19 protein-coding genes and 2 pseudogenes are annotated in these 23,074 nt (G+C 27.8%); 4 read left to right on the top strand and 17 right to left on the bottom strand.

Annotated features, from left to right (window positions below; all coding sequences use genetic code 11):
* Positions 1–4: 4 nt before the first annotated feature.
* The 13 genes from pilM to EK368_RS06645 form a co-directional block, all read right to left on the bottom strand.
* Entirely contained in the window at positions 5–904 is a 900-nt protein-coding gene (gene pilM, locus EK368_RS06705) for a type IV pilus biogenesis protein PilM (RefSeq protein ID WP_129597742.1), read from the bottom strand.
* Between the two features lie 11 nt (positions 905–915).
* Positions 916–1,320 carry a type II secretion system protein gene (locus tag EK368_RS06700; RefSeq protein WP_129597740.1) on the bottom strand — a complete coding sequence of 135 codons (405 nt, stop codon included), beginning with the start codon at positions 1,318–1,320 and terminating at the stop codon, positions 916–918.
* 15 nt (positions 1,321–1,335) lie between these two features.
* On the bottom strand, positions 1,336–2,532 hold the full coding sequence (locus EK368_RS06695) for a type II secretion system F family protein (protein ID WP_129597738.1): 1,197 nt from the start codon (positions 2,530–2,532) through the stop codon (positions 1,336–1,338).
* A 184-nt stretch (positions 2,533–2,716) separates the two neighbouring features.
* Positions 2,717–4,594 (bottom strand): molecular chaperone HtpG, encoded by a 1,878-nt coding sequence (htpG, locus tag EK368_RS06690; RefSeq protein ID WP_423243538.1) that lies wholly within the window; start codon positions 4,592–4,594, stop codon positions 2,717–2,719.
* A 197-nt stretch (positions 4,595–4,791) separates the two neighbouring features.
* Positions 4,792–5,538 carry a prepilin peptidase gene (locus EK368_RS06685; protein WP_129597734.1) on the bottom strand — a complete coding sequence of 249 codons (747 nt, stop codon included), beginning with the start codon at positions 5,536–5,538 and terminating at the stop codon, positions 4,792–4,794.
* A 54-nt stretch (positions 5,539–5,592) separates the two neighbouring features.
* Positions 5,593–6,645 carry a type IV pilus twitching motility protein PilT gene (locus tag EK368_RS06680; protein ID WP_129597732.1) on the bottom strand — a complete coding sequence of 351 codons (1,053 nt, stop codon included), beginning with the start codon at positions 6,643–6,645 and terminating at the stop codon, positions 5,593–5,595.
* 10 nt (positions 6,646–6,655) lie between these two features.
* Positions 6,656–8,335, bottom strand: coding sequence for a GspE/PulE family protein (locus EK368_RS06675; RefSeq protein ID WP_129597730.1), 1,680 nt, complete (start codon positions 8,333–8,335; stop codon positions 6,656–6,658).
* A 369-nt stretch (positions 8,336–8,704) separates the two neighbouring features.
* Positions 8,705–10,180, bottom strand: a complete 1,476-nt coding sequence (xylB, locus tag EK368_RS06670) for a xylulokinase (protein ID WP_129597728.1) — start codon at positions 10,178–10,180, stop codon at positions 8,705–8,707.
* A gap of 27 nt (positions 10,181–10,207) precedes the next feature.
* Positions 10,208–11,248, bottom strand: coding sequence for an NAD(P)-dependent alcohol dehydrogenase (locus EK368_RS06665; protein ID WP_129597726.1), 1,041 nt, complete (start codon positions 11,246–11,248; stop codon positions 10,208–10,210).
* Between the two features lie 71 nt (positions 11,249–11,319).
* The gene (locus tag EK368_RS06660; RefSeq protein WP_129597724.1) at positions 11,320–12,306 is read right to left on the bottom strand and encodes a sugar ABC transporter substrate-binding protein; all 987 of its coding nucleotides are present in this window, start codon (positions 12,304–12,306) and stop codon (positions 11,320–11,322) included.
* 50 nt (positions 12,307–12,356) lie between these two features.
* Entirely contained in the window at positions 12,357–13,346 is a 990-nt protein-coding gene (locus EK368_RS06655; protein ID WP_129597721.1) for an ABC transporter permease, read from the bottom strand.
* A 15-nt stretch (positions 13,347–13,361) separates the two neighbouring features.
* Positions 13,362–14,858 (bottom strand): sugar ABC transporter ATP-binding protein, encoded by a 1,497-nt coding sequence (locus EK368_RS06650; protein ID WP_129597719.1) that lies wholly within the window; start codon positions 14,856–14,858, stop codon positions 13,362–13,364.
* 61 nt (positions 14,859–14,919) lie between these two features.
* The gene (locus EK368_RS06645; RefSeq protein WP_129597717.1) at positions 14,920–15,903 is read right to left on the bottom strand and encodes a LacI family DNA-binding transcriptional regulator; all 984 of its coding nucleotides are present in this window, start codon (positions 15,901–15,903) and stop codon (positions 14,920–14,922) included.
* An 834-nt stretch (positions 15,904–16,737) separates the two neighbouring features.
* Between EK368_RS06645 and EK368_RS06640 the strand changes: the two genes are divergently transcribed.
* Positions 16,738–17,061: a hypothetical protein gene (locus EK368_RS06640; RefSeq protein WP_243109371.1), complete on the top strand. Its 324-nt coding sequence runs from the start codon at positions 16,738–16,740 to the stop codon at positions 17,059–17,061.
* Positions 17,062–17,217: 156 nt separating this feature from the next.
* On the opposite strand, the pseudogene EK368_RS06635 reads toward EK368_RS06640, so the two are convergent.
* Positions 17,218–17,616: pseudogene (locus EK368_RS06635) on the bottom strand (sigma-70 family RNA polymerase sigma factor); the annotation flags it as partial.
* 12 nt (positions 17,617–17,628) lie between these two features.
* Complete coding sequence (locus tag EK368_RS06630; protein ID WP_129597711.1) at positions 17,629–17,817, bottom strand: hypothetical protein; 189 nt, start codon at positions 17,815–17,817, stop codon at positions 17,629–17,631.
* Between the two features lie 136 nt (positions 17,818–17,953).
* Between EK368_RS06630 and EK368_RS06625 the strand changes: the two genes are divergently transcribed.
* Both EK368_RS06625 and EK368_RS06620 read left to right on the top strand, forming a co-directional pair.
* Positions 17,954–18,913: a stalk domain-containing protein gene (locus EK368_RS06625; RefSeq protein WP_165000354.1), complete on the top strand. Its 960-nt coding sequence runs from the start codon at positions 17,954–17,956 to the stop codon at positions 18,911–18,913.
* Between the two features lie 143 nt (positions 18,914–19,056).
* Positions 19,057–20,613: a recombinase family protein gene (locus EK368_RS06620; RefSeq protein ID WP_129597706.1), complete on the top strand. Its 1,557-nt coding sequence runs from the start codon at positions 19,057–19,059 to the stop codon at positions 20,611–20,613.
* A gap of 53 nt (positions 20,614–20,666) precedes the next feature.
* Here the strand turns inward: EK368_RS06620 and EK368_RS06615 are convergent, their stop codons facing one another.
* A complete protein-coding gene (locus tag EK368_RS06615; RefSeq protein ID WP_129597705.1) occupies positions 20,667–20,873 on the bottom strand; it encodes a hypothetical protein in 207 nt (68 codons plus the stop codon).
* Positions 20,874–21,068: 195 nt separating this feature from the next.
* Here EK368_RS06615 and EK368_RS06610 point away from each other — a divergent pair, with 195 nt between their 5' ends.
* A complete protein-coding gene (locus EK368_RS06610) occupies positions 21,069–22,694 on the top strand; it encodes a recombinase family protein (protein ID WP_129597703.1) in 1,626 nt (541 codons plus the stop codon).
* Here EK368_RS06610 and EK368_RS06605 read toward each other — a convergent pair.
* A pseudogene (locus EK368_RS06605) lies at positions 22,656–23,033 on the bottom strand (sigma-70 family RNA polymerase sigma factor); the annotation flags it as partial. The gene EK368_RS06610 and the pseudogene EK368_RS06605 sit on opposite strands and share 39 nt — an antisense overlap.
* Positions 23,034–23,074: the final 41 nt, after the last annotated feature.

The raw sequence follows: 23,074 nt of genomic DNA, 5'->3' as shown, positions 1-23,074 counted from the left end.
CTTTCTATGTTCTAATGATTGTACCTATGGCATTTAGATATTTTTTTATATCTAGATCTGCATCAAAAGATTCTATTTTTATCTGAGTCATAGAATGAATATCTCCTACTAAGCTTCCAAAATATTTTTCAATGGTTTCTCTTATATAAATGTCGTTTGCTTTGCCTCCTATTAAATAGATATTATTAATTTCATTTCCTAAATTTTCACTACTATAATAAATCAAAATTCTTTCTATTTCATCTATCCATTGATTTTCATGGTAGGATACTATTTTGGTGCCTTGAAGAACTCCTTTGTAAAAAATATGTATATGAATCCATTTGTAACCTAAATCTAAAACCGCTATACTTTCTTTTTTATGCATAAATATTTTATAGAAATTAAATAATTTATAAATAGAATGAAAATGACTTTCTAACAAAAGAGGTTGTAGACCCAAACTTTTGCCTAGTTGCCAAAACTCTTTTATTACAGACTTAGGTAAACTTGCTAAGAGAATACGGGTCTTTTGAACACCATTTATATATATATCCTCTAGTTTTTTGTATTGTAGAACACGATCTTTTAATAATTGAGGAAATTTTTGTAATACTTCATATTCTATCATTTGGCATAATTGCTTAGAAGAAGCATAAGGCAAAATAAGTTGTCTAGTAATCATTTCTTCACTTTCTACTGTAAAAGTCACTTTTTTTATTTTAATCTCTTTATAGGATAAGACATTACTCAAAGTTTCTTTCAATTTTATTAGATCAATAATTTTTCCGTTTAGTATACAATCCTTTGGAGTAGGAATACATTCAGCTTGTTGAACGATTACTTTATTTTTTTTGCATCTTCCTATCACCATTTTGGTACTATGGTTCCCTATATCTATAGATAAAACATTTTCCCAAAACATTTTATTACCTCCTAGGGAATATTTTTAGGATATAATTGTTCTCCCAAACCACCATTTTTATCATAATAAATTAAAATATTTTCATTTTTATCTATCTTAACTCTAAAAGCTTTTTCACTAGTTTTTTGTGGTTTAGGAACCTCTTCCAAGTATTCTCTATACACCACTTCATTTGATATTTTTTCACCATTTTCACTAATTAAAAATTCATTAAAGGTTTCTTGTGTATCCATATAATATAATCGAATCGCATTAACAATCGTTACTGCTGTAGCTTCATCTGCTTTTTGAGCTGCACTTTCTTTGAATTTCCCAAAGAAAGGGGTACTAATAGAAGTTAAAATTCCTATTATTGCTAATACTATAATTAATTCAAGTAAAGTGTACCCTCTTTCATTTGATATTTTTTTATTCATTTTATTGCCTCCTATCTAAGAGATTGTATATACCATATCCAATAAAGGTAAAGTAATTGATATACTAATAAATCCTACAACTATAGCCATTATTATTGTCATACATGGCTCAAATAAAGTAATCATTTTTTGTACCCCTAGTTCTATTTCCTCATCATAAAAATCAGCAATTTTATCTAGAAGAATATCTAACTGCCCAGAAGCTTCACCGATTTTTACCATAGATATCAGTATACTTGGAAAAAATGAAACACTCTTCATAGATTCTTCCAAGCTTTTTCCAATAATTATAGCCTTTGACATTTCATTTATATATTTTTTTACATATTGATTGCTAATCACTTTTTTTGTTATTTCTAAGGCTTGGACAAGTGAAATCCCACTAGAAAGAAGAATTCCTAGCGTTCTTGAAAATTTACAAAATACAATCTTCTTAATAATAATATTTACAAAAGGTATTCTCAAGAGTATATCATCAAATATAAACCTCACTTTTTCTTTGCGAAGTAAAATTTTTATGATATAAATCAATAAAATGAATAAAAATAAAATACTATATTTATGTTGCCTATATAGATTACTTATCCATAATAAAATTTGAGTAGGAATAGGGAGAGGAATATTTTCTTGTTTAAAAATTTCAATAAATGTAGGCATTACAAATTCAACCATAAAGATGCTTACTAAAACACATAAAAAAAATAATATTACAGGATAAAACATAGCTTTTTTTATTACTTCTTTAGTCTTTGTTTCTTTTTCATAGTGCAAGGATAAATTTTTTAGTATTTTTTCTAATTGTCCAGATATTTCTCCTGCTTCTATCATATGAATAAAAAATTCAGGCAAAAAATTTTGTTGTCTCTCTAATGCTTGGGAAAAAGATATGCCTTGATTCAAACTTTTTATAATGTATCTTAGAGTATTCTTGAATTTTTTGTTTTCTGTTTGTTCTTCAATCGATTCAATACTTTGTAAAATAGGAATTCCTGCATGTATCATAGTAAAGATTTGTCTAGAAAATATAGCCAAATCATTTGAACAAATTTTACTCCTAAAATTATTTATTTCAAAAAATACGGGAATTATCTTCATAGGATAATACTTTTTTTGTATAAGCATATTTAATACTTCATTTTTATCTTTAGCATAATAAGTTCCTTTTTTATTTTCTCCTTCTTCAGTAAGAGCCATATAAATATAAGTAGGCATATATACACCTCTTTTATATTGATAAAATTTGTATTACACTTTAATTTTTTTCATTTTTATATATTTAATACATTTTTTAGAAATAAAAATTTTACAAAAAAAGAGATGCTTATTCATCTGTAAATAAGCATCTCTCTTTTTTTCGTTTTTCAATTCAATTTGTACAAACTCTATTTTTGTAATTTTATAATATGAGTTTACATATATTGTTTGTATATTCCACAGGGTCATTTATTGTTAATCCTTCAATAAGTAATGCTTGATCATATAGCACATTAGTATATACCTTTAGCTTTTCTTGATCATGATCAAAGGCTTCTCTTAGAGCTTTAAATACTTCATGATTGATGTTGATTTCTAAAACTCTCTCCGATTTAATTTCTTGATTGCTTGGCATTGCATTTAATATTTTTTCCATTTCAATTGTCAATTCTCCATCCGTAGAAATACATACAGGATGATTTTTCAGTCTTTTAGATGCTCTAACATCTTTTACCTTATCACATAGAATATCCTTCATAAATTGAAAAACTTCTTTACTACCTTCAATTTCAGAATTTTGTTTTTCTTCGTTCTCATTTTCTTCTATACCTAAATCTCCACTAGATACAGACTTAAATTCTTTTTCTTTATAATTCATGAGCATACGAATTGCAAATTCATCTACATCATCAGTGAAATATAAAATTTCATAGCCTTGCTCTGATAAAAGTTCTGTTTGAGGCATTTTATCAATTCTTTCAACAGAATCTCCAGAGGCATAATAAATATATTTTTGATCATTTTTCATTCTATTTACATATTCATCTAAAGTTACCATTTTCTTTTCTTTTGAAGAATAAAACATGAGTAAATCTTGTAGTATATTTTTATTTTGTCCAAAATCTTCGTAAACTCCGTATTTGATTTGTCTACCAAAGCTTTTATAGAATTCCTCATACTTTTCTCTTTCATTTTTTAGCAAAGATTGTAATTCACTTTTAATTTTTTCTTTAATTTTTTTAGCAATAATCTTTAATTGCCTATCATGTTGAAGTATTTCTCTTGAAATATTTAAAGATAAATCTTCAGAATCAACTATACCTTTTACAAAGCTAAAATAATCTGGTATTAGGTCAGCACATTTATTCATGATTAATACACCATTTGAGTATAATTCTAATCCTTTTTCATATTCCTTTGTATAAAAATCATATGGCATTTTTTCTGGTATAAATAATATTGCATTATATCTTACTGCTCCATCAATATTTATATGCATATAGCTTAGAGGTTTATCAAACCCATAACGTTTTTCAGAATAAAAGTTTTCATAATCTTCTTTTGTAAGCTCATTTTTATTTTTACGCCACATTGGAACCATGCTATTTATAATTTTTTCTTCTACTACTTCTTCATATTCGTCCTCTGAGCCTTCTTTTAATTTACTTGTAGCAATATCCATTTTAATAGGATATCTAATAAAATCTGAGTATTTTTTTATAATAGACTGTAATCTATATTCTTGTAAAAATTCTTCATATTTTTCGTCTTCTGTATCTTCTTTAATCTTAAGAATAATTTCTGTTCCAATTTTTTCTTTTTCATATTCTTCAATGGTATATCCATCAGCTCCTGTTGATTCCCATTTATACCCTTGGTCGCTTCCTAATGCCTTACTAATCACCACAACAGATTCTGCTACCATAAATGCAGAATAAAACCCTACTCCAAACTGACCTATTATATCAAATCCGTCTTTTAATTCATTTTCCCTCTTAAATGCAAATGAACCACTTTTTGCGATTATCCCTAAATTTTCCTCTAATTCTTCCTTTGTCATTCCTATTCCAGTATCAGATATGGTTAATGTTTTATTATCTTTATCAGTTGTGATTTTTATGTAGTAATCACTTTGATTGAATGTAATATTTTCATCTGTTAATGCTTTATAATACATTTTATCAATGGCATCACTTGAATTTGAAATAAGTTCTCTTAAAAATATTTCTTTGTGGGTATAAATAGAGTGAATCATTAAATCTAACAATCGTTTAGATTCTGCTTTAAATTCTTTTTTCATTATATTATTATTCTCCTTTCGTAGAAACTTTTTTATATAATTAGCACTCTATTTAATAGAGTGCTAATTATAATTTAACAAATTTATTTTATTTGTCAATGCTTTTATATATAAAATTAATATTTATTTGATTTTCTAACAAATTTTTTAGCTTGTTCATAGGTACTTCTTAAAAAAATTCTTATTTTCATGAATTTCTACATATGAACAGATAAGTATAAATTTATAATTTCTGAACCATAAAATATAGCTAAACATACTGAAAGAGCAATAAATGGTCCAAAAGCAATAGAGTCTTTTCTTTTCCTAATTTTAAATAAGATTAGGATGATAGAAAAAATTGATCCAATACAAAAAGAAAAAAAAGTAATAAAGATAATCATCTTCCATCCAAAAAACAATCCTAAAATACCCATTAATTTAATATCACCACCGCCCATAGCATTTGTGAGTATGGCAATCATAAAAAAAAATCCTCCTCCTATAACAAATCCAAGTAAAGAATCTTTAAAAGATAAAAGATTAAAATTTTTATATAAAAGAAAAATAACTGCTATTATAAATCCAAATAAGTTACATTCATCTGGTATGATTTTAAATTGAATATCTATCATAGAAATTACAATTAATAAGCTAGAAAGAATTATATATTGTATAAAAAATATAGAGACATCATATTTTATATACAAAGATAAATACACAAGTCCATTCAACAACTCTATAAATGGATACTTTATAGAAATATTTTCTCCACAATATCTACATTTTCCTTTATGAAATAAAAAACTAATAATAGGTATTAAGTCTATAGGTTTTAAATTAGTATTACACTTTATACAATAAGAAGGACGATCAATAATAGATACTCCTTTAGGGATTCTATAAATACATACATTCAAAAACGATCCTATGAGCAATCCTAATATAAAAATTAGTAGTTTCATTTTATTAATCCTCCAATTTTAATTTTTTTATTTTGATAATTGTATCGCTAAATTTTATAGTATATATTTTTCTAAATTTTCTTTTTCTATTGCATAAGTAAGAGCAGTTTTTTTATCAATGACCATCTGATTATAAAATTCTAAAATAGAGTGATCCATTGTTTTCATTCCAAATTTAGAACCAGTTTGTATATTTGTTTGCAATTGATGAGTTTTTCCTTCTCTAATCAAATTTCTAATAGCAGAAGTAGCTACCATAATTTCCATAGTTGCAATTCTACCATACTGATCCTTTCTGGGAAGAAGCTGTTGAGATATAACTCCTTCTAAGACAGTAGATAATTGTACTCTAATTTGTTGCTGTTGATGAAATGGAAAAATATCAATAATTCTATCAATTGTTTTTGCAGCTCCTACTGTATGTAAAGTAGACAATACCAAATGTCCTGTTTCAGCTGCAGTCATAGCAGTACTAATTGTTTCTAAATCTCTCATCTCTCCTACTAATATAACGTCTGGATCTTGACGAAGAGCAGCTCTTAATGCATTTGCAAAACTTTTCGAATCATCTCCAATTTCTCTTTGATTCACAATACTTTTATTGTGTTTATGTAAATATTCTATGGGATCTTCTAAGGTTAGAATATGACAATTTCTATTTTCATTAATATAATCAATCATAGATGCTAAGGTAGTTGATTTTCCACTTCCAGTAGGTCCTGTGACCAAGATGAGTCCTCTTTGCTTTAATGCTAATTCTTTTAAAACAGAAGGTAATCCAAGTTCATCAATAGTTGGAATCCTAAGAGATAAACATCTTAAAGCTATGCCATAGCTACCTCTTTGCTTATAAATATTTACTCTAAATCTTCCAAGTCCTGAATGTGAAAAAGATAAATCTATTTCTCCCTTTTCTTGTAGCTCTATAAAATGTTCATGAGTGAGAAGTTCTTGTACCAAAAGCTCTGTATCTTGATGTGATAATGCTTTTTCATTTATTTTCTGAAGACTTCCATTCACACGAATAATAGGAGGAATCCCTATGGTAATGTGTAAATCAGATGCATTAGATTCAATTGTTTTTCTTAATAATTCTATAATACTCATATGACACCACCTAATCTAAACTATAAGAAACTTTAATCATTTCTTCTACAGTTGTAATCCCTAAAAGTACTAACTCCATACAACTTTCTTTTAAAGAAATCATTCCTTTTTGAAGTGATTTTTGTCTAAGCAAATCTATACTTTCTTGTGTATCAATAATTGTTCTTATTTCTTTATAAATAGGCATAATTTCATGAACTGCTATTCTTCTTTTGTATCCTGTATAATTACAATAGCTACATCCTCGTCCTTTATACGCCATAAAGGAGTTCTCCATAGTTAATAATTTTTTTTCATCTTCTGTAACCATATATCCTTCTTTACAGTGATCGCAAATTTTTTTTACAAGTCGTTGAGAAATGACTCCTGTAAGAGCAGAAGAAACAAGATAAGGTTCCACTCCCATATCTACCAATCTAGCAATTGTTGCTGAGGAATTGTTTGTATGCATAGTGCTTAGAACCAAATGCCCTGTAATAGCAGCTCTTACAGCTATATGAGCAGTTTCAGCATCTCTTATTTCTCCAATCATGATAATATCAGGATCTTGTCTCAAAATAGATCTTAGTGCACTTGCAAAAGTTAAATCAGCTTTTGTATTTACTTGTACTTGATTAATACCATGCAATCTATATTCTATAGGGTCTTCTACTGTAATAATATTTTTTTGCAGCTCATTTAATTCCCTTAAAATAGTATACATAGTTGTAGTTTTGCCACTTCCAGTAGGGCCTGTCATCAATATCATTCCACTTGGGCTTTTAATAATAGAGTCAAAACTATCTAAATTCTTTTTTGAAAATCCTAATTGACTCTTTGATAATAAAAAATTACTTCTATCCAATAATCTAATCACTATTTTTTCTCCGTATACTGTAGGTAGAGTAGAAATACGAAGATCAATTTCTTTTCCATCAATATTTGTCTCAACTCGACCATCTTGTGGAACTCTTCTTTCTGCAATATTCATTTTTCCCATAATTTTAATTCTCGTAATAATAGCTGAATGAGTAGCTTTTTCCGTAGACATAATCTCTTGTAAATTTCCATCAATTCTAAATCGAACTCTTACTTTATGTTCAAAGGGCTCAATATGTATATCACTAGCTTTAGATTTTACTCCTTGACGAATAATCGAATTCATCAAACGAACAACAGGAGCATTGTTGATTTCATTTGAAATAGATTCATCCATTTGAGTAACGTTCTCTATCCGATATTGATTTTTAAAGTCTTTCACTGCTTTTTCAGCACTTTCTTTTCCATAATAATAATCAATAGCATTTAAAATAGAATCTTTTGTTGCAATAACAGAATTTATTTCTAAATTTGTAGCAATCTTTACATCATCTATAGCAAAAATATTGAGTGGATCTGCCATAGCTACTATTAATGTATTATTTTCTCGTTTGATAGGAATAAGTAGATGTCTTCTAGCCAAATCTTCGCTGATTAATAAAGGAACTTTAGGTTCTATAACATATTTTTCAATATCCACATGAGGAATTCCCAATTGAAATTCTAAAACCTCTATAATTTGTTCTTCTGTTACAAATCCTTTATCAATCAAAATTTCTCCAAACTTTTTTTCAGATGAGTGTTGTAGTTTTAAAACTTCATTTAATTGATCCTGTGTAATAAAATTTTCTTGAACCAACAAATTACCTAATCTTTTTTTAAATAGTTTCATTCTTTTTCTCCTTTTTAAAAACTTTATTGATTAATATTCTAAGACAATAAGATAATTTTCATAATCGTTTTTTAAAAAATTTTTCTTTTTATATCTTTAAATATCTAATAATTATAGGCAATAATTCCCAAATTTATACTTTGTATATATTTAATAATATAGCCTTTTTTGTATTATTAGATGATATTATTACAATAAAGCTAGTATTTTTTATATTTTATTCTAAATCATATAACTACTCGGAAATTAAAATGTTTAATGATTTAATAATATAAAATTATTAAATTTTATATTTAAAAAACATTAGACTTCTATAATAAAAGAAACGCTAACAATAAAATATACTTTCATTGTTAGCGTTTTTTTCTACTAATCAGTCAACTGTTTAAATAACTCCTTTGTTGCAGGATAAATTTTTCTAAACTTCTCATACTTCTTATCATAAAGTTTACTTTTATCTTTACTTGGATAAATACTTTCTGTTATTTTTAATAATTTAGAACAAGCATCTTCAACTGTATCAAACATTCCAAATCCAACAGAAGCTAAGATTGCAGCTCCATAAGCAGGACCTTCATTTGTATTGAGTTTATTAACCGTCACATTTAATATATCAGCAATAATCTCACACCAAAGTCTACTCTTTGCACCACCACCATTAATATTAACATTAGCAATCTCAATTCCCATTTTTTTCATAATTTCAAATGTATCACGAAGAGAAAACGCAACTCCTTCTAACACAGCTCGAGTCATATGTTTTCTTTCATGAGTAAGATCTAATCCAATAAAAGTACCTCTACAATTCGCATCATTATGTGGTGTTCTCTCCCCCATTAAATATGGCAGATAAAATAAACTTTCCTCTATTTTTACTTCTTTAGCTCCATCTAATAACTTATCAAAATCATTAGTTTCATTTATTTTCTCAACCCACCATTTTAGTGAAGCTGCTGCAGCAAGTGTTACCCCCATTAGATGATATTTTCCATTTGCATGACAAAATGAATGCAAACTATTTTTTTCATCCACGAAAAATTTTTCATTTGAAGTAAAAACCACACCTGAGGTTCCAAGGGATAATGAACATGATCCAGGTCCTACTATTCCACAACCAACTGCAGCAACCGCTTGATCTCCTCCACCAATAATAATTTTTACATCTTGACTTAATCCTAGTTCATTTGCAAGTTCAGCTTTTATATTTCCAATCACTTCATAAGATTCATATAACTTTGGTAGCTGACTTTCAGATATTCCTAAGAGATTCATCATTTCTTGAGACCATTTTCTATTTTTAACATCCAAATATAAAGTCCCTGATGCATCTGACATATCTGTAGCAAATACACCTGACATTTTATATGCTATATAATCTTTAGGAAGCATGATTTTTTTAGTTTTAGCAAAATTTTCTGGTTCATTTTCTTTAAGCCATAATATTTTAGGAGCAGTAAATCCTGTCAAAGCGAGATTTCCTGTCCACTTAGATATTTTATTTTGTCCAATTTCTTCATTAAGATATAAACATTCTTTCTCTGTTCTTTGATCATTCCAAAGAATTGCAGGTCTTACAACCTTGTCATCTTGATCAAGTGTTACCAACCCATGCATTTGTCCACTAAAACTTATTGCTTTTACTTCATTTTTATCTAAACTATCTAAAAGTTCTTTAAATCCATTGATAGACTGCTTCCACCAATCCTCTGGATTTTGTTCAGACCAAAGAGGTTTTGGAAAAGAAAGTGGATATTCTTTACTGATAGATTTAGCAATTGTTCCTTTTTCATCAACAGCAATCATTTTTACGGATGTTGTTCCTATGTCTATTCCTATAAAATACACGATATCCCTTCTTTCTATTTTAGCAATCTATTTTATCTTAATTACTGCTTTTACAACATCTTTTGCATTCTCTACAACAAAATCAAAAGCTTCTTTTGTATGCTCAAAGTCAAATTCATGACTTACAACATCTGCTACCTTTATAGCACCACTAGCAATAGCATTAATGGCAGTTGGATATAAATTTCTATAACGAAATACAGTCTCTAGTCTAGCTTCTTTGCCCATAAGTTTCATAAAATTAAATTCTATCTCATCTTTTGGTGCCATTCCAACTAAAACAATTGTACCCCCACGTTTTACTACATCTACTGTCTGTTTAACAGTTATTTCCGCTCCTGCTGTCTCAATTACAACATCTGCTCCCTTACCATCTGTTAACTCATCTATTTTCTTTAATACATCCACATCTTTTGCATTTATGATATCTGTTGCTCCAAGTTTTTTTGCAGTTTTAAGTCTATTTTCTAAGATGTCTACAACAATTATTTTAGAAGCACCTTTGGCCTTACAGGAAAGGATCGTCATAAGGCCAATACATCCTGTTCCAAATACTACAACTGTATCTCCTAATTTCACATCTCCTTGATTAGATGCATGTAATCCAACTGCAAGGGGTTCTACTAATGCCCCTTCTAAATTTGATACTTTTTCTGGAAGTTTAAAACACATATCTTCAGGATGTTTAACATAGTTTGTAAATACACCATGATATGGAGGTGTTGCAAAAAATTCTACATCTGGACAAAGATTATATTTACCCTCTTTACAGAATTCACATTTTCCACAAGTTTTACCTGGTTCTAATGCAACTCTATCTCCGACAGCAATATTTTTTACAGCACTTCCTACTTTTATAACTTCTCCAGCACATTCATGTCCTAAAATAAAATCTCCTTCTACAACAAAGTCTCCTATTCTTCCATGTTGATAATAGTGCACATCTGAACCACATATACCAACCATATCTACTTTAACTAAAACATCTTTATCTGTTAATTCAGGCATAGGAACATCTTTTATTACCATATTATTTGTACCTTGCATAAAAATAGCTTTGTTATCCATCTTTTCATCCTCCATTGACCTATTCATATCTATTCATAATTGAATGGATATTTACTGTATATTTTTATAATCTAATTTCTTATAGCACCTGCTTTTTTATGCATTTCTATGTATTCAGAAACATTATCCTTATTAATTAAAGGACATTCAATATCAATATCAATCTGTTTTTCAACACCTGTTACGAGTTTGTGACTTGTATCTAAAAGTGCTTTTGCAAGATCATATGCACTTTGTAGACTTGTTGAAGTCATAATACCATCTTTAATTAATAAAACAGCTTCAGCAGTACCATCCACTCCATAAGCCAATGTTTCTTTGAATTTTGGATTATTTTTAATAACTTCTAAAGCTCCAGCAGCCATGTTATCGTTCATAGAAATAATTGCATCTATTTTATCATTTGCTTGTACCCATGTTTCCATATAATTCATAGCTTCATCTTTATTCCAGTTAGCAATTTCTTCTCCAACAATTTTCACATCAGGACGTTTGTCAAAAAATTCTTTTTTCCAGCTTTCACGTCTTGCATCAGCATGAAAATTTCCTGGAGGTCCGTCTAATACAACTACTTTTGCATTCTGAGGAATTTGTTCAAGTGCAACAACAGCATTTACTTTTGCTTGCTCATATGGATCAGCATCTACAGAAGATGCTCCATTGACTCCATCAATTCTAGCATTTGTTGTAATTGTAATAATTCCTGCTTCAACGGCTTTTTCTGCATATGCTCTTTGAGCCTCACCATTATTTGGTTGAATGATAATTGCATCATACTTGCTTGTAATAGCATTTTCAATTAATGCATTTTGAGTAGCATCTGAAGATTGACCATCAAATATATCAACAACCATATCTTCATATTTATCTGCTTCTTCTAAAACTGCATTTGCAAGCCATGCTGCAAAAGAATCTGACTGTGATCTTACAATATAAGCAACTCTATAAGGGTTATCTTTTCCCTTTTCTGCCTTGTCTTCATTTTTAGAGCCTGTACAACCTGACAACATAGATACAACTAACATAAATCCTAATAATACTGCTAAGTATTTTTTCATTGAATTCCCTCCTAAAATTTATTATTTTAATAGATATAATCTAATAAAATCTACTTTGACTTTGCTTGAACTTTTCCTAGTGTACCTTTTGTTCTTCTGCTCTTTGCCCATATATCATAGATAACAGCTAATGCAATTATAGCTCCACGTATGATTTGTTGTAAATATGAATTAACACGTGTTAAAACCATGATATTATCTAAAAATCCAACTATAAATGAACCTGCTAACGTTCCTAATGATGTCCCAATTCCTCCTGTAAAGCTTGTTCCTCCAATTACAGCTGCTGTAAGTGCATTAAATTCATATCCAACTGCACCATTTGGCATACCACCGTTAACTCTAGACATAAATATTGCTCCTGCTATACCAACAAATATTCCATTAATTATAAATGCTTTCATCTTTACAGTATCTACGTTGATACCAGATGCATTAGCAGCTTCTTCATTACCTCCAATTGCATATACTGATCTACCTAGTACAGTATGTTTTAATATGTACCATATTGTAAATAAAATAACCAACATAAAAACAATAGGTGTAGGAATACCAAAAGTAAATCCTTGCCCTAACTTTATGTAATCTCCAATTTGATAAATATTTTGACCATTTGTATATAGTAGTGCAGCTCCACGAGCCATAGTCATCATGGCAAGTGTTGCAATAAAGGGAGGTGCTTTAAATTTTGTAATCATTAATCCATTAATTATATTACAGGCTACACTCACTAAAATAGCTACCATTAAAGCAATTACAATAGATTCTGTTTTGATGTATGCAGATACTGAAAATACACCTGCCAATGCTAAAACTGAGCCTGAGGATAAATCTAACATACCACATATAATCAATATCGTTTGTCCAAAAGCAAGTATTGTTACTACTGAAATTTGTCTTGAAATATTTGATAAATTATTCAATGATAAAAAGTTTTCATCTACAATAGAAGATATTATAAACAATACAATAAGAACTAAAAATATACTATATTTACTTTTCATATCTGCATATAATTTATTTATACGATTTGTTTTCATATCATTCGGCTCCTTTTAACTTATTACTTGGGTTGCATATCTCATAATATTTTCTTGTGAAAATTCTTTTCTTTCTAGTTCTCCTGAAATCTTACCTGATGTTACAACATATATTCTGTCACACATACCAATAAGTTCAGGTAGCTCTGAAGAAACCATTACAATCCCTTTTTTTTGTTTTGCTAATTCTGATATCAATTTATATATTTCATACTTTGCACCGACATCAATTCCTCGTGTAGGCTCATCTACAATCAAAATATCTGGATCAGTAAGCATCCATTTTGCTAAAATAACCTTTTGTTGATTTCCTCCACTTAATGATTCAATGCTCGTTTCAATTGTAGGTGTTTTTACCTTCATTTTTTTACAATAATCTATAATTGTATCTGTTTCCTCTTTTGAATGAAGCATCCCCTTATAAATAAATTTTTTTAAATTGCTCAGAGAAATATTTTCTTTAACACTTCTAACAGGTATAATCCCGTATCTTCTTCTGTCTTCTGATAACATAACCATCTTCTTTTGTATGCTATCTTTTGCACTCTTGATTTTTGTTTGTTTACCTTTGATAAAAATCTCACCTGATTGATATTCATCAAGTCCAAATAAAGCTCTCATAATCTCTGTCCGACCTGCTCCCATAAGCCCTGCAAATCCAACAATCTCTCCTTCACGAACAAAAAAATTTACATCTTGAAAAACACCGTGATTAGTTAATTCTTTAACCTCAAGTACCTTCTCTCCAATTTGTATATCTTCTTTTGGGAAGTTACTTTCTAGTTTTCTTCCTACCATTTGAGCAATAACCGTTTCCATATCATAATCTTCTTTTACTCTAGAATCTACAACACAACCATCTCTAAATACAGTTATTTCATCAGCTATTCTAAAAATTTCATCCATCTTATGAGATATGTATACGATACTTTTACCTCTATCTCTTAATTCTTTAATTTTTTTAAGCAGTAATTCAACTTCTTTTTGTGTAATGGCTGATGTAGGTTCATCCATAATAATGATATCAGAATTATAAGAAATAGCCTTTAAAATTTCTAACATTTGTATATCTGAAACTGTCAAATCTTTAAGTTTTGTTTCAGGAAAATAATTTAAATTTTCCTTCTTTAACAAAGAAATCGTACGTTTTCTAATTTCAGGCCAATCCACTTTTCCATACTTATTCTTAGGCCAATTACCTACAAAGAGACTCTCCTCAACCGTCATCTCTGGTATATAGTTTAATTCTTGAAAAATCATAGATATTCCAAGACTTCTTGCTTGAATAGGATTTTGTATTTTTACAATTTTTTCATCAATTAATATATCGCCTTCATCTGCTTGGTGTATTCCATTTATAATTTTCATTAATGTAGATTTTCCAGCACCATTTTCTCCACATAACACATGGACTGAACCTTTTTTTACAGCAAAATTAATTTTATCTAACGCTTTTACACCTGGAAAAGATTTTTCAATATTAGACACCCTTAATTTAATTCCTTCATTCATGGTTTTCTCCTTCCATACGTTTTATATTCTCATATATTCTTAGTAGTAATAATCATACAGTTTATAATTTAAACACCTTTGTAGTCTCTCTTTCGATTAGTTGTGTTTCTATTATATAATCTTTGATTAAAACTTCTTCTCCATTGATTAACTTTATTAATAATTGTACAATCATAGTTCCTAATTTTTCTATTGGTTGACTTATAGTAGTCAAAGAAGGATATAATAATTCACCAATAAAACTATTATCAAATCCAATAATTTTGACTTCTTGTGGAATTTGAATACCACTTTTTTTAATAAATCTCATTACTGTAGCAGCAGCAATATCATTAAAAACAAATATTCCATCATAATCTCTAATATTTTTTATACTTTTTTTATCTACTTCTAACATTTTTACTTGAAAATCACTTTGAAATTCAACTATGTCAATTTTTATGTTTTTAGCCTTTGCCGCATCTAAAAAACCTGTATATCTAAGTTCCGTTGCTTCAAAACACTGTGGTCCTTTTATATGCAGTATTTTTCTACACCCTCTTTGGTATAAATGTTCAAAAGCAATCTTTCCTCCATTGTAATTATCTGAAGAAATGGTAATAATATTATCTAATATATGATTTTCAAAAGCTATTACAGGAATATCAATATTAACATACTCTTCCTTACATTGACTTCTAGAAGCAATAATCCCAGCTACTCTATGACTTTGCAAAACCTCTAAATAATTTTTTTCTTTTTCTTTATCATCATCTGTATTGCATAAAAATATAGTATATCCCATATTTTTTGCATAGTCTTCAATGATTGCCGCCATTTGATTAAAAAACGGATTGGATATATTTGGTATCATCAATCCTATAGTCTTTGAATTTTTTGTAAACATTGCTCTTGCTAATGCATTTGGTGTATAATTTAATTCTTCGATAACCACTTGTATTTTTTTTCTTGCTTCTTCACTTACATAACCGTTATCATTTAAATATCTAGATACTGTAGCAATGCTTATCCCTGCTTTTTTTGCAATTTCTCTAATATTTGACATAAATTATCTTACCCCTACAAAACTTTAATATAGTCTCCCTCAATTTTTACTTAACCTCATTCTTTTGATAATATTATTAATCCTATTCTCATGTATGTATTAAATCCTGTAAAACATATTCGGCAAAAGGTCTACAAATCATCCTTTATCCAATAGCTAGCTATTTAATAACAGTTAAAATGCATTTCAAAATAATTTTTTCATTATAAATTGATCTATTTCATAAAACCAGTATGAAACATGTTACATGCTGATTTTACCATACCATCTTACAGACTGTCAATATTCGACTCAAAAAATCAAACTGCTCCTCAATTAAACCAAATACAGGGATCCTGGCTGTATTTAATCTTACTTTAAAACAATTCTTAAAAAATAAAAAAGAAAATGTCAGCATAAGCTAACATTTTTATCAGTCTTCATGTTTTTCTTTTTTATCTAAATTGGTTATATTTATTTATTGATCAATTTAAATGATTTAAAGAATTTATCTATATCTTCTTTATTTTTTTCATACAAATCCCCCACTTATTCATAATAGTTTTAAAAATTGTCTAGTATTATAGAAAGATAAAATAATACATATTATTACAATTTTATACAATTATATATATTTATAATTGATTTTTCAACATACATAGTATGAAATAGTCCTACAGTACTAATTGCTCTTTTAAAGTTTTTATAGTCAATTACTGATTTTTTATGGATTGGAAAAGAGAATCATCTTTTAGTAATTGACTGATTTCCTTTTTTATTTTTCAAGTGACTAAAAACCTTTCTAATGATAAAATATATATAACATAAGCAGGATATATTGAAAGGATGAATAATATGGAAAATATACTACAACAAATACTAAATGAAATTAAAGAACTTAAACAAAATCAAATTCAAACTAATGAACGTCTTGATAACATGCAATCTGATATCAAGGATTTAAAACAAAGTCAAGTCAAATTAGAACAAGGCCAAGCTAAATTAGAACAAGGTCAACAAGAAATCAAAGATCATCTCACTCAATTGGATACTAAAAATGCTGATAGTCATAGAGAAATTAATCATAAGATCGATAACTTATCAAAAGACTTTACAGTTGTAGAAGCCGTTACTGGAAAAAACATGACTGACATTGCACATTTAAAATCTATTAAATAAACTAAACATTTTAATTTGATTTTCAAAAAAGTCACTGAATGAAAGTGGCTTTTATTTCTGTATCAAAAAAGAATACAATAAGATTAGATAATAATGTATCAGAAAGGTGATCTCATGGATACAAAAAGAAAATGTCAGCATAAGCTAACATTTTTATCAGTCTTCATTTTTTTCCTTTTTATCTAAATTGGTTATATAGAATGCTTTACCTAATTTTTTAATGGCTCTCTTTTCTATCCTTGAAACATAGGATCTAGAAATTCCTAAAAATTGTGCAATTTCTCTTTGTGTTTTACTTCCTCCATTTGCCAAACCATATCTAAGCTGTAAGACAGTCTTCTCTCTATTCTTTAATACATCTGCCATTTTTTCATATAATTTTTTTACTTGTATTTTTAGTTCTACTTCATCTAATACTTCATCTGTTTCTGTTCCTAATATATCCATTAAAGATATTTCATTGCCTTCTTTATCAACACCAATAGGATCTTGTAAGGAGACTTCATTTTTTGTTTTTTTGTTAGCACGTATTGTCATCAATATTTCATTTTCTATGTTTTTTAAATGCTACTTCATTCCTAAATATTTGATTATTTCTTCTTTAGATTTGTCTTCTTTGATCATATTTATAACTTTTCTTGTAATTTGTTTTTTATAAGTTTCCATTATATTTGTCTTTAATTTTTCTTGCTGCGTATAAGATACTTCTTCTAATCTTTTATTTTGAATAAAGATTTTCACTTCTATATCTTTCATTTTATTTTATCACCCTTTCTAATTTATCAAAAAAAATAGAGTATGTTAAATTTAGTCATTTCTTCTATTATTTTTGAATTGTTTTCTTTATATAAAAAAGCTATAATATTTATTAATTATGATAGGAGGAATACCTATGAAAAAACTAGCACTTTCCTTATTCCTTTCTTTAGGAATACTCTTATCCAGCACCTCTACTTATGCAGATTCTTATATGATGCATACGATTCAACCTAATGATACTTATCAAAATATAGCTAAAAAATACAATCAATCTGCTAATGAATTAAAAAAATTAAACAACGATTTAGGAGAATCATTGTATGCTGGAAACTTAATGAAAATAGAAGCTTTACCAAATCACAAAAATATTTCCATTCAAGTAGATGGAAAAGTAATTCATACAGATACGCAACCTTATTTAGAAAATGGCAGAACTTTCGTACCTATTCGTTTCATTAGCAACGCACTAGGTGTTGAAAACATTCAATGGATAGAAAAAACTAATACTGCAATTATCCAAAACAATAACTCAACTATTTCTCTTCCTCTTCATTCACGAACTGCGATAATCGATGATAAAAGTATATCTTTAGATGCTCCCATTAATATCTATAATGGCAGAACTTTTGTTCCTATTCGTTTCATAGCTGAAACCTTTAACTGTACAGTAACGTGGAATTCTGAAAAATACATAGTCTCTATTCAGACTAAAAAAAATAATGATTATCTTGAAGAAGATCTTTATTGGTTATCTAGAATCGTAGAAGCTGAAACTTCTGGTGAACCCTTTGATGGAAAATTAGCAGTAGCCAATGTAGTTCTCAACAGAAAAAATAGTCCTGATTTTCCAAGTACCATAAAAGAAGTAATTTTTGATAAAGAATATGGTTTTCAATTTACCCCTGTAATGAACAATACTATCTATAATACTCCATCACAAGAAAGTATTATAGCTGCACAAGAAGCACTTTTAGGAAATAATAATATTGAAAATGCATTATATTTCTTAAATCCACGTATTTCAACTAGTTTTTGGATTGTTGCTAATAGGCCTTTCTATAAAAGCATACATTTACATGATTTCTATCGATAATATATTAGACTAGAATCTAGTTAAAATAGATTCTAGTCTTTTTTGTTCTGTTTATATATATATTTCTATATACTCTTATAAAGGCTTTTCTTTTATCCTGTACCAATCTTTTAACTACATCTTAATTTTAAAAAGGTGATTTTATGAATATAGCCATTTATTCTAGAAAGTCAAGATTTACTCCTACTGGAGAATCTATTCAAAATCAAATTAAATTGTGTAAAGAACATGCATATGAAAAATTTAAAGCCATTCATAAATTTTTAATTTATGAAGATGAAGGTTTTAGTGGCAGCAATACACATAGACCAGCATATGAAAAAATGATACTTGATGCACAAAGAAAAGAGTTCGATATGTTAGTGTGTTATCGCTTAGATAGAATATCTAGAAATGTTTCTGATTTTTCTTATCTTATGCAGTTATTCAAAAAAAATAAAATAGAATTTATATCATTAAAAGAAAATTTTGATACATCTACATCTATGGGAAAAGCTATGCTATATATTTCATCTGTTTTTTCACAATTTGAAAAAGAAACGATTCAAGAAAGAATTAAAGATAATTTAATAGAACTCTCACGTACTGGAAGATGGCTTGGTGGTATGACTCCCACAGGATTTGAGTCTATTCCAGTTTTTTATATAAATCAAAATAACCATACAAAACAAATGTATCAACTTGCTCCTATTGAAAAAGAATTGAACACTGTAAAATTATTATTTAACAAATTTCTAGAATTTCAATCTCTTTCCCTTTTAAAATCTTATTGTAATAAAAATCTAATTCATACAAAGACAGGAAAAGATTATTATGAGCATTCTCTTAAACTTATTCTTACGAATCCTGTTTATGCTATGGCTGATATAAATATATATAAATATTTTCTCAATAAAAAAGTTCAAATCAGTAACTCCAAAGAAGATTTTAATGGTGAGTATGGGATAATGGTATATAACAAAAAAAAAGTTGAAAAAGGAAAAAGTATAAAAACAAAAAATATGTCTGATTGGATTTGTACAATAGGAAAACATAAAGGACTTATAGAGGGAAAAGATTGGATATTTGTACAAAATATTTTAACTTCAAAAAAAGCAAAAACCCCTCGTGAAGGTACTTCAGAAACTGGAATTCTTTCTGGACTTTTACTATGTGCACATTGTAATAAATTTATGAAAATTAAGTATGGTCAGCTCATAAAAAATACTAATCAAAGACATTATTACTATATTTGCAGTCAAAAAAGCAAGTGTCAATGTCCAAATTTATCAGGAATCCTAATAGATCAATTGGTAATAAATAAATTCAAACAAATTTTATCTTCTCAAACTATTCTTAATATAGATTTTTCTAAAATTAATTCTTCATACGGAAATTTATTATGTAAGTTAGAAAATAATAATAAAAAAATTCAAAATTTATCCAATCAAATATCTATATATAAAAATTCGTCTCTATTAAAATATATCTTACAAGAAATTAAAAATTTACATAAAGAAAATAGACAAATAAAAAATTTACTAAATTCCCCTATACAAAATGATAAAAATTTTTTTCATAATCTAAATAATGTTTCTATTGATTTTTCAACCCAAATTGACCATTTATTAAATAAAGAAAAAAAAATTTTTTTAACAAATATTATTGATCGAATTTCGTGGGATGGTGAAGAAGTGAAAATATATTTGTCTACTCCATAGCCTCTTGTGCACATTTTTTAATAATATTGATATTTGCCGTCATATTTTTACTATTACCTAGGAAATACCTTCTTCATTTCATCCTTTGCTCTTTTTTTAATTTCCCATTGAATGTTCATCCAAATCATATATTTTTCTTCTTGTGAATATGCTAATTGACCAATATAATCTTTTATCATATTCATATGTTCTTTTGCTATTTTTTCTTTAAATACTTTGTTTTCATCTTTGCTCTCTGGAAAATATGCTCTAATTTTCATATTATCCCCCCTTGTTATTTATATGAACTTTAGAGTTTGTACTATACTGAAAATAACTGTCTAATTTTCACTATTACCTCGGAAATAATAAATTTATTTCAATTTGATCTATATATTGCCCAAAGATTCATATACTTTTATGAGAACTATATAAAAATACAAGAAAAAATAGAAGAAAAATTAGAGGAGGATTTTATGAATATTGCTATTTATTCAAGAAAATCCAGATTTACTGGAAAAGGGGAATCCATACATACCCAAATCAATCTTTGTAAAGAATATGCTCAAAAAAAATTTGATTGTATTGACAATTTTATCATCTATGAAGATGAAGGATTCTCTGGAGGAAATATTGATAGACCTAAGTATCAAGAAATGATTCAAGATGCTCTTCATTATAAATTTCAAGTTTTAATATGTTATAGATTAGATAGAATATCTAGAAATATTTCTGATTTCTCAAATACTATTCAAATACTTCAAAATCAAAATATAGACTTTATATCTTTACGTGAACAATTTGATACTTCTACTCCTATGGGACGTGCTATGATGTATACGGCTTCTGTTTTTGCTCAGCTTGAAAGAGAAACCATAGCTGAAAGAATTCGTGATAATATGTTAGAGCTTGCAAAAACGGGTAGATGGCTTGGTGGCATTACCCCTACAGGATTTATTTCAAAATCTTCTCAAGTTATTGACAAAGAAGGTAAAACACGTAAAATGTTTCAATTATCACCCGTACCTGAAGAAATTAAAATCATTAAAATACTTTATGAGCAATTTTTATTACTTAAGTCTCTTACAAAGCTTGAAACTTATTGTATTCAAAATCATATAAAAACAAAAAATAATATAGATTTTACACGTTTTTCATTAAAAAATATTTTAACCAATCCAGTATATGCTACTGCTGATAAAGATCTTTATGATTATTTTATTTCTAATGATTTTGAAGTTTATTCGAATAAAAGTGATTTTGATGGAAAAAACGGTATTATGGCTTATAATAAAACCTTTCAGCAAAAACATAAATCAAATACGTTAAAAAGTACATCTGAGTGGATTATATCCATAGGAACTCATCTAGGAGTCATTCCAAGTAATATATGGATTCGTGTTCAAGAATTGATCTCTCAAAATAAATCAAAGTCATTTAGAAAAGTTAAAAATACTCAAGCATTACTCTCAGGAATATTAATATGTAAGAATTGTGGTAGCTTTATGAGACCTAAGATGGGTAGAATCAAAAAAAATGGTGAGAAAGCATATTATTATATATGTGAACAAAAAGAAAAAAGCAAAAGACAAAATTGTAATATGAACAATGTAAATGGAAATGAAATTGATCAACTAGTCATTGAATCTATTCAAGATCTAACTTCTGAAACCTCTGTATTATATGATATTATGAAAAAAAATAAAATAACCATTCCACTTATTTCAAATAAAACAACTTCAGAAATCAAAAGACTTCAAAAAAATATAAAAATTAAAGAAAAAGCCATACAAAACTTAGTTTATACTTTATCTCAAGGACAAGATCGTCATATAATCAACTATATTATGGATCAAATAAACGAATTGCATAAAGAAATTGAAGAAATAGAGAAAAAAATAACATCTTTACAAGAAAAAAAGAATACTATACAGATAAATGAAAATGAAATAAAAACAATCAATAATATATTGATGAGTTTTTCTGAGTTAATAAATACACTCACTATTTCTAAAAAAAGAAATTTAATTCAGAATCTAATTAAAAAAATACACTGGGATGGAAATGTCGTTCATATATTTCCCAAAATGTTTCCACAATGATAGGATAGCATTTTCAATACATCTTGCTGCATAAGTAGCAAGTCTCGTTCCTTTACTTCTATCAAAAGAAGTGATGGCTTTAATAAGTCCTATGGTTCCAATAGATATAAGATCATCTACTTCTCTACCTGTATTATGATATTTTTTGACAATATGGGCAACTAATCTTAAATTTCGCTCTACTAAAATATTTTTTGACTCCTCATCTCCCTGTTCATATAATTTTAAATAATGCTCCTCTTCTTCTGGTGTTAATGGTTTTGGAAAAGAAGTATTACTAGATACATAAGAAACAAATGTAAAAATAGGTTTTGCTAAAATCAAGGATAAAGTTGCCATTGTCGTCCACATGAAGATGCACACCTCCTAATTTTATGTCA

Origin of the sequence: Anaerophilus nitritigenes, from assembly GCF_004138215.1 — a bacterium.
Taxonomy (GTDB): Bacteria; Bacillota; Clostridia; order Peptostreptococcales; family Thermotaleaceae; genus Anaerophilus; species Anaerophilus nitritogenes.
This window is presented reverse-complemented; position numbering and strand designations above follow the sequence as displayed.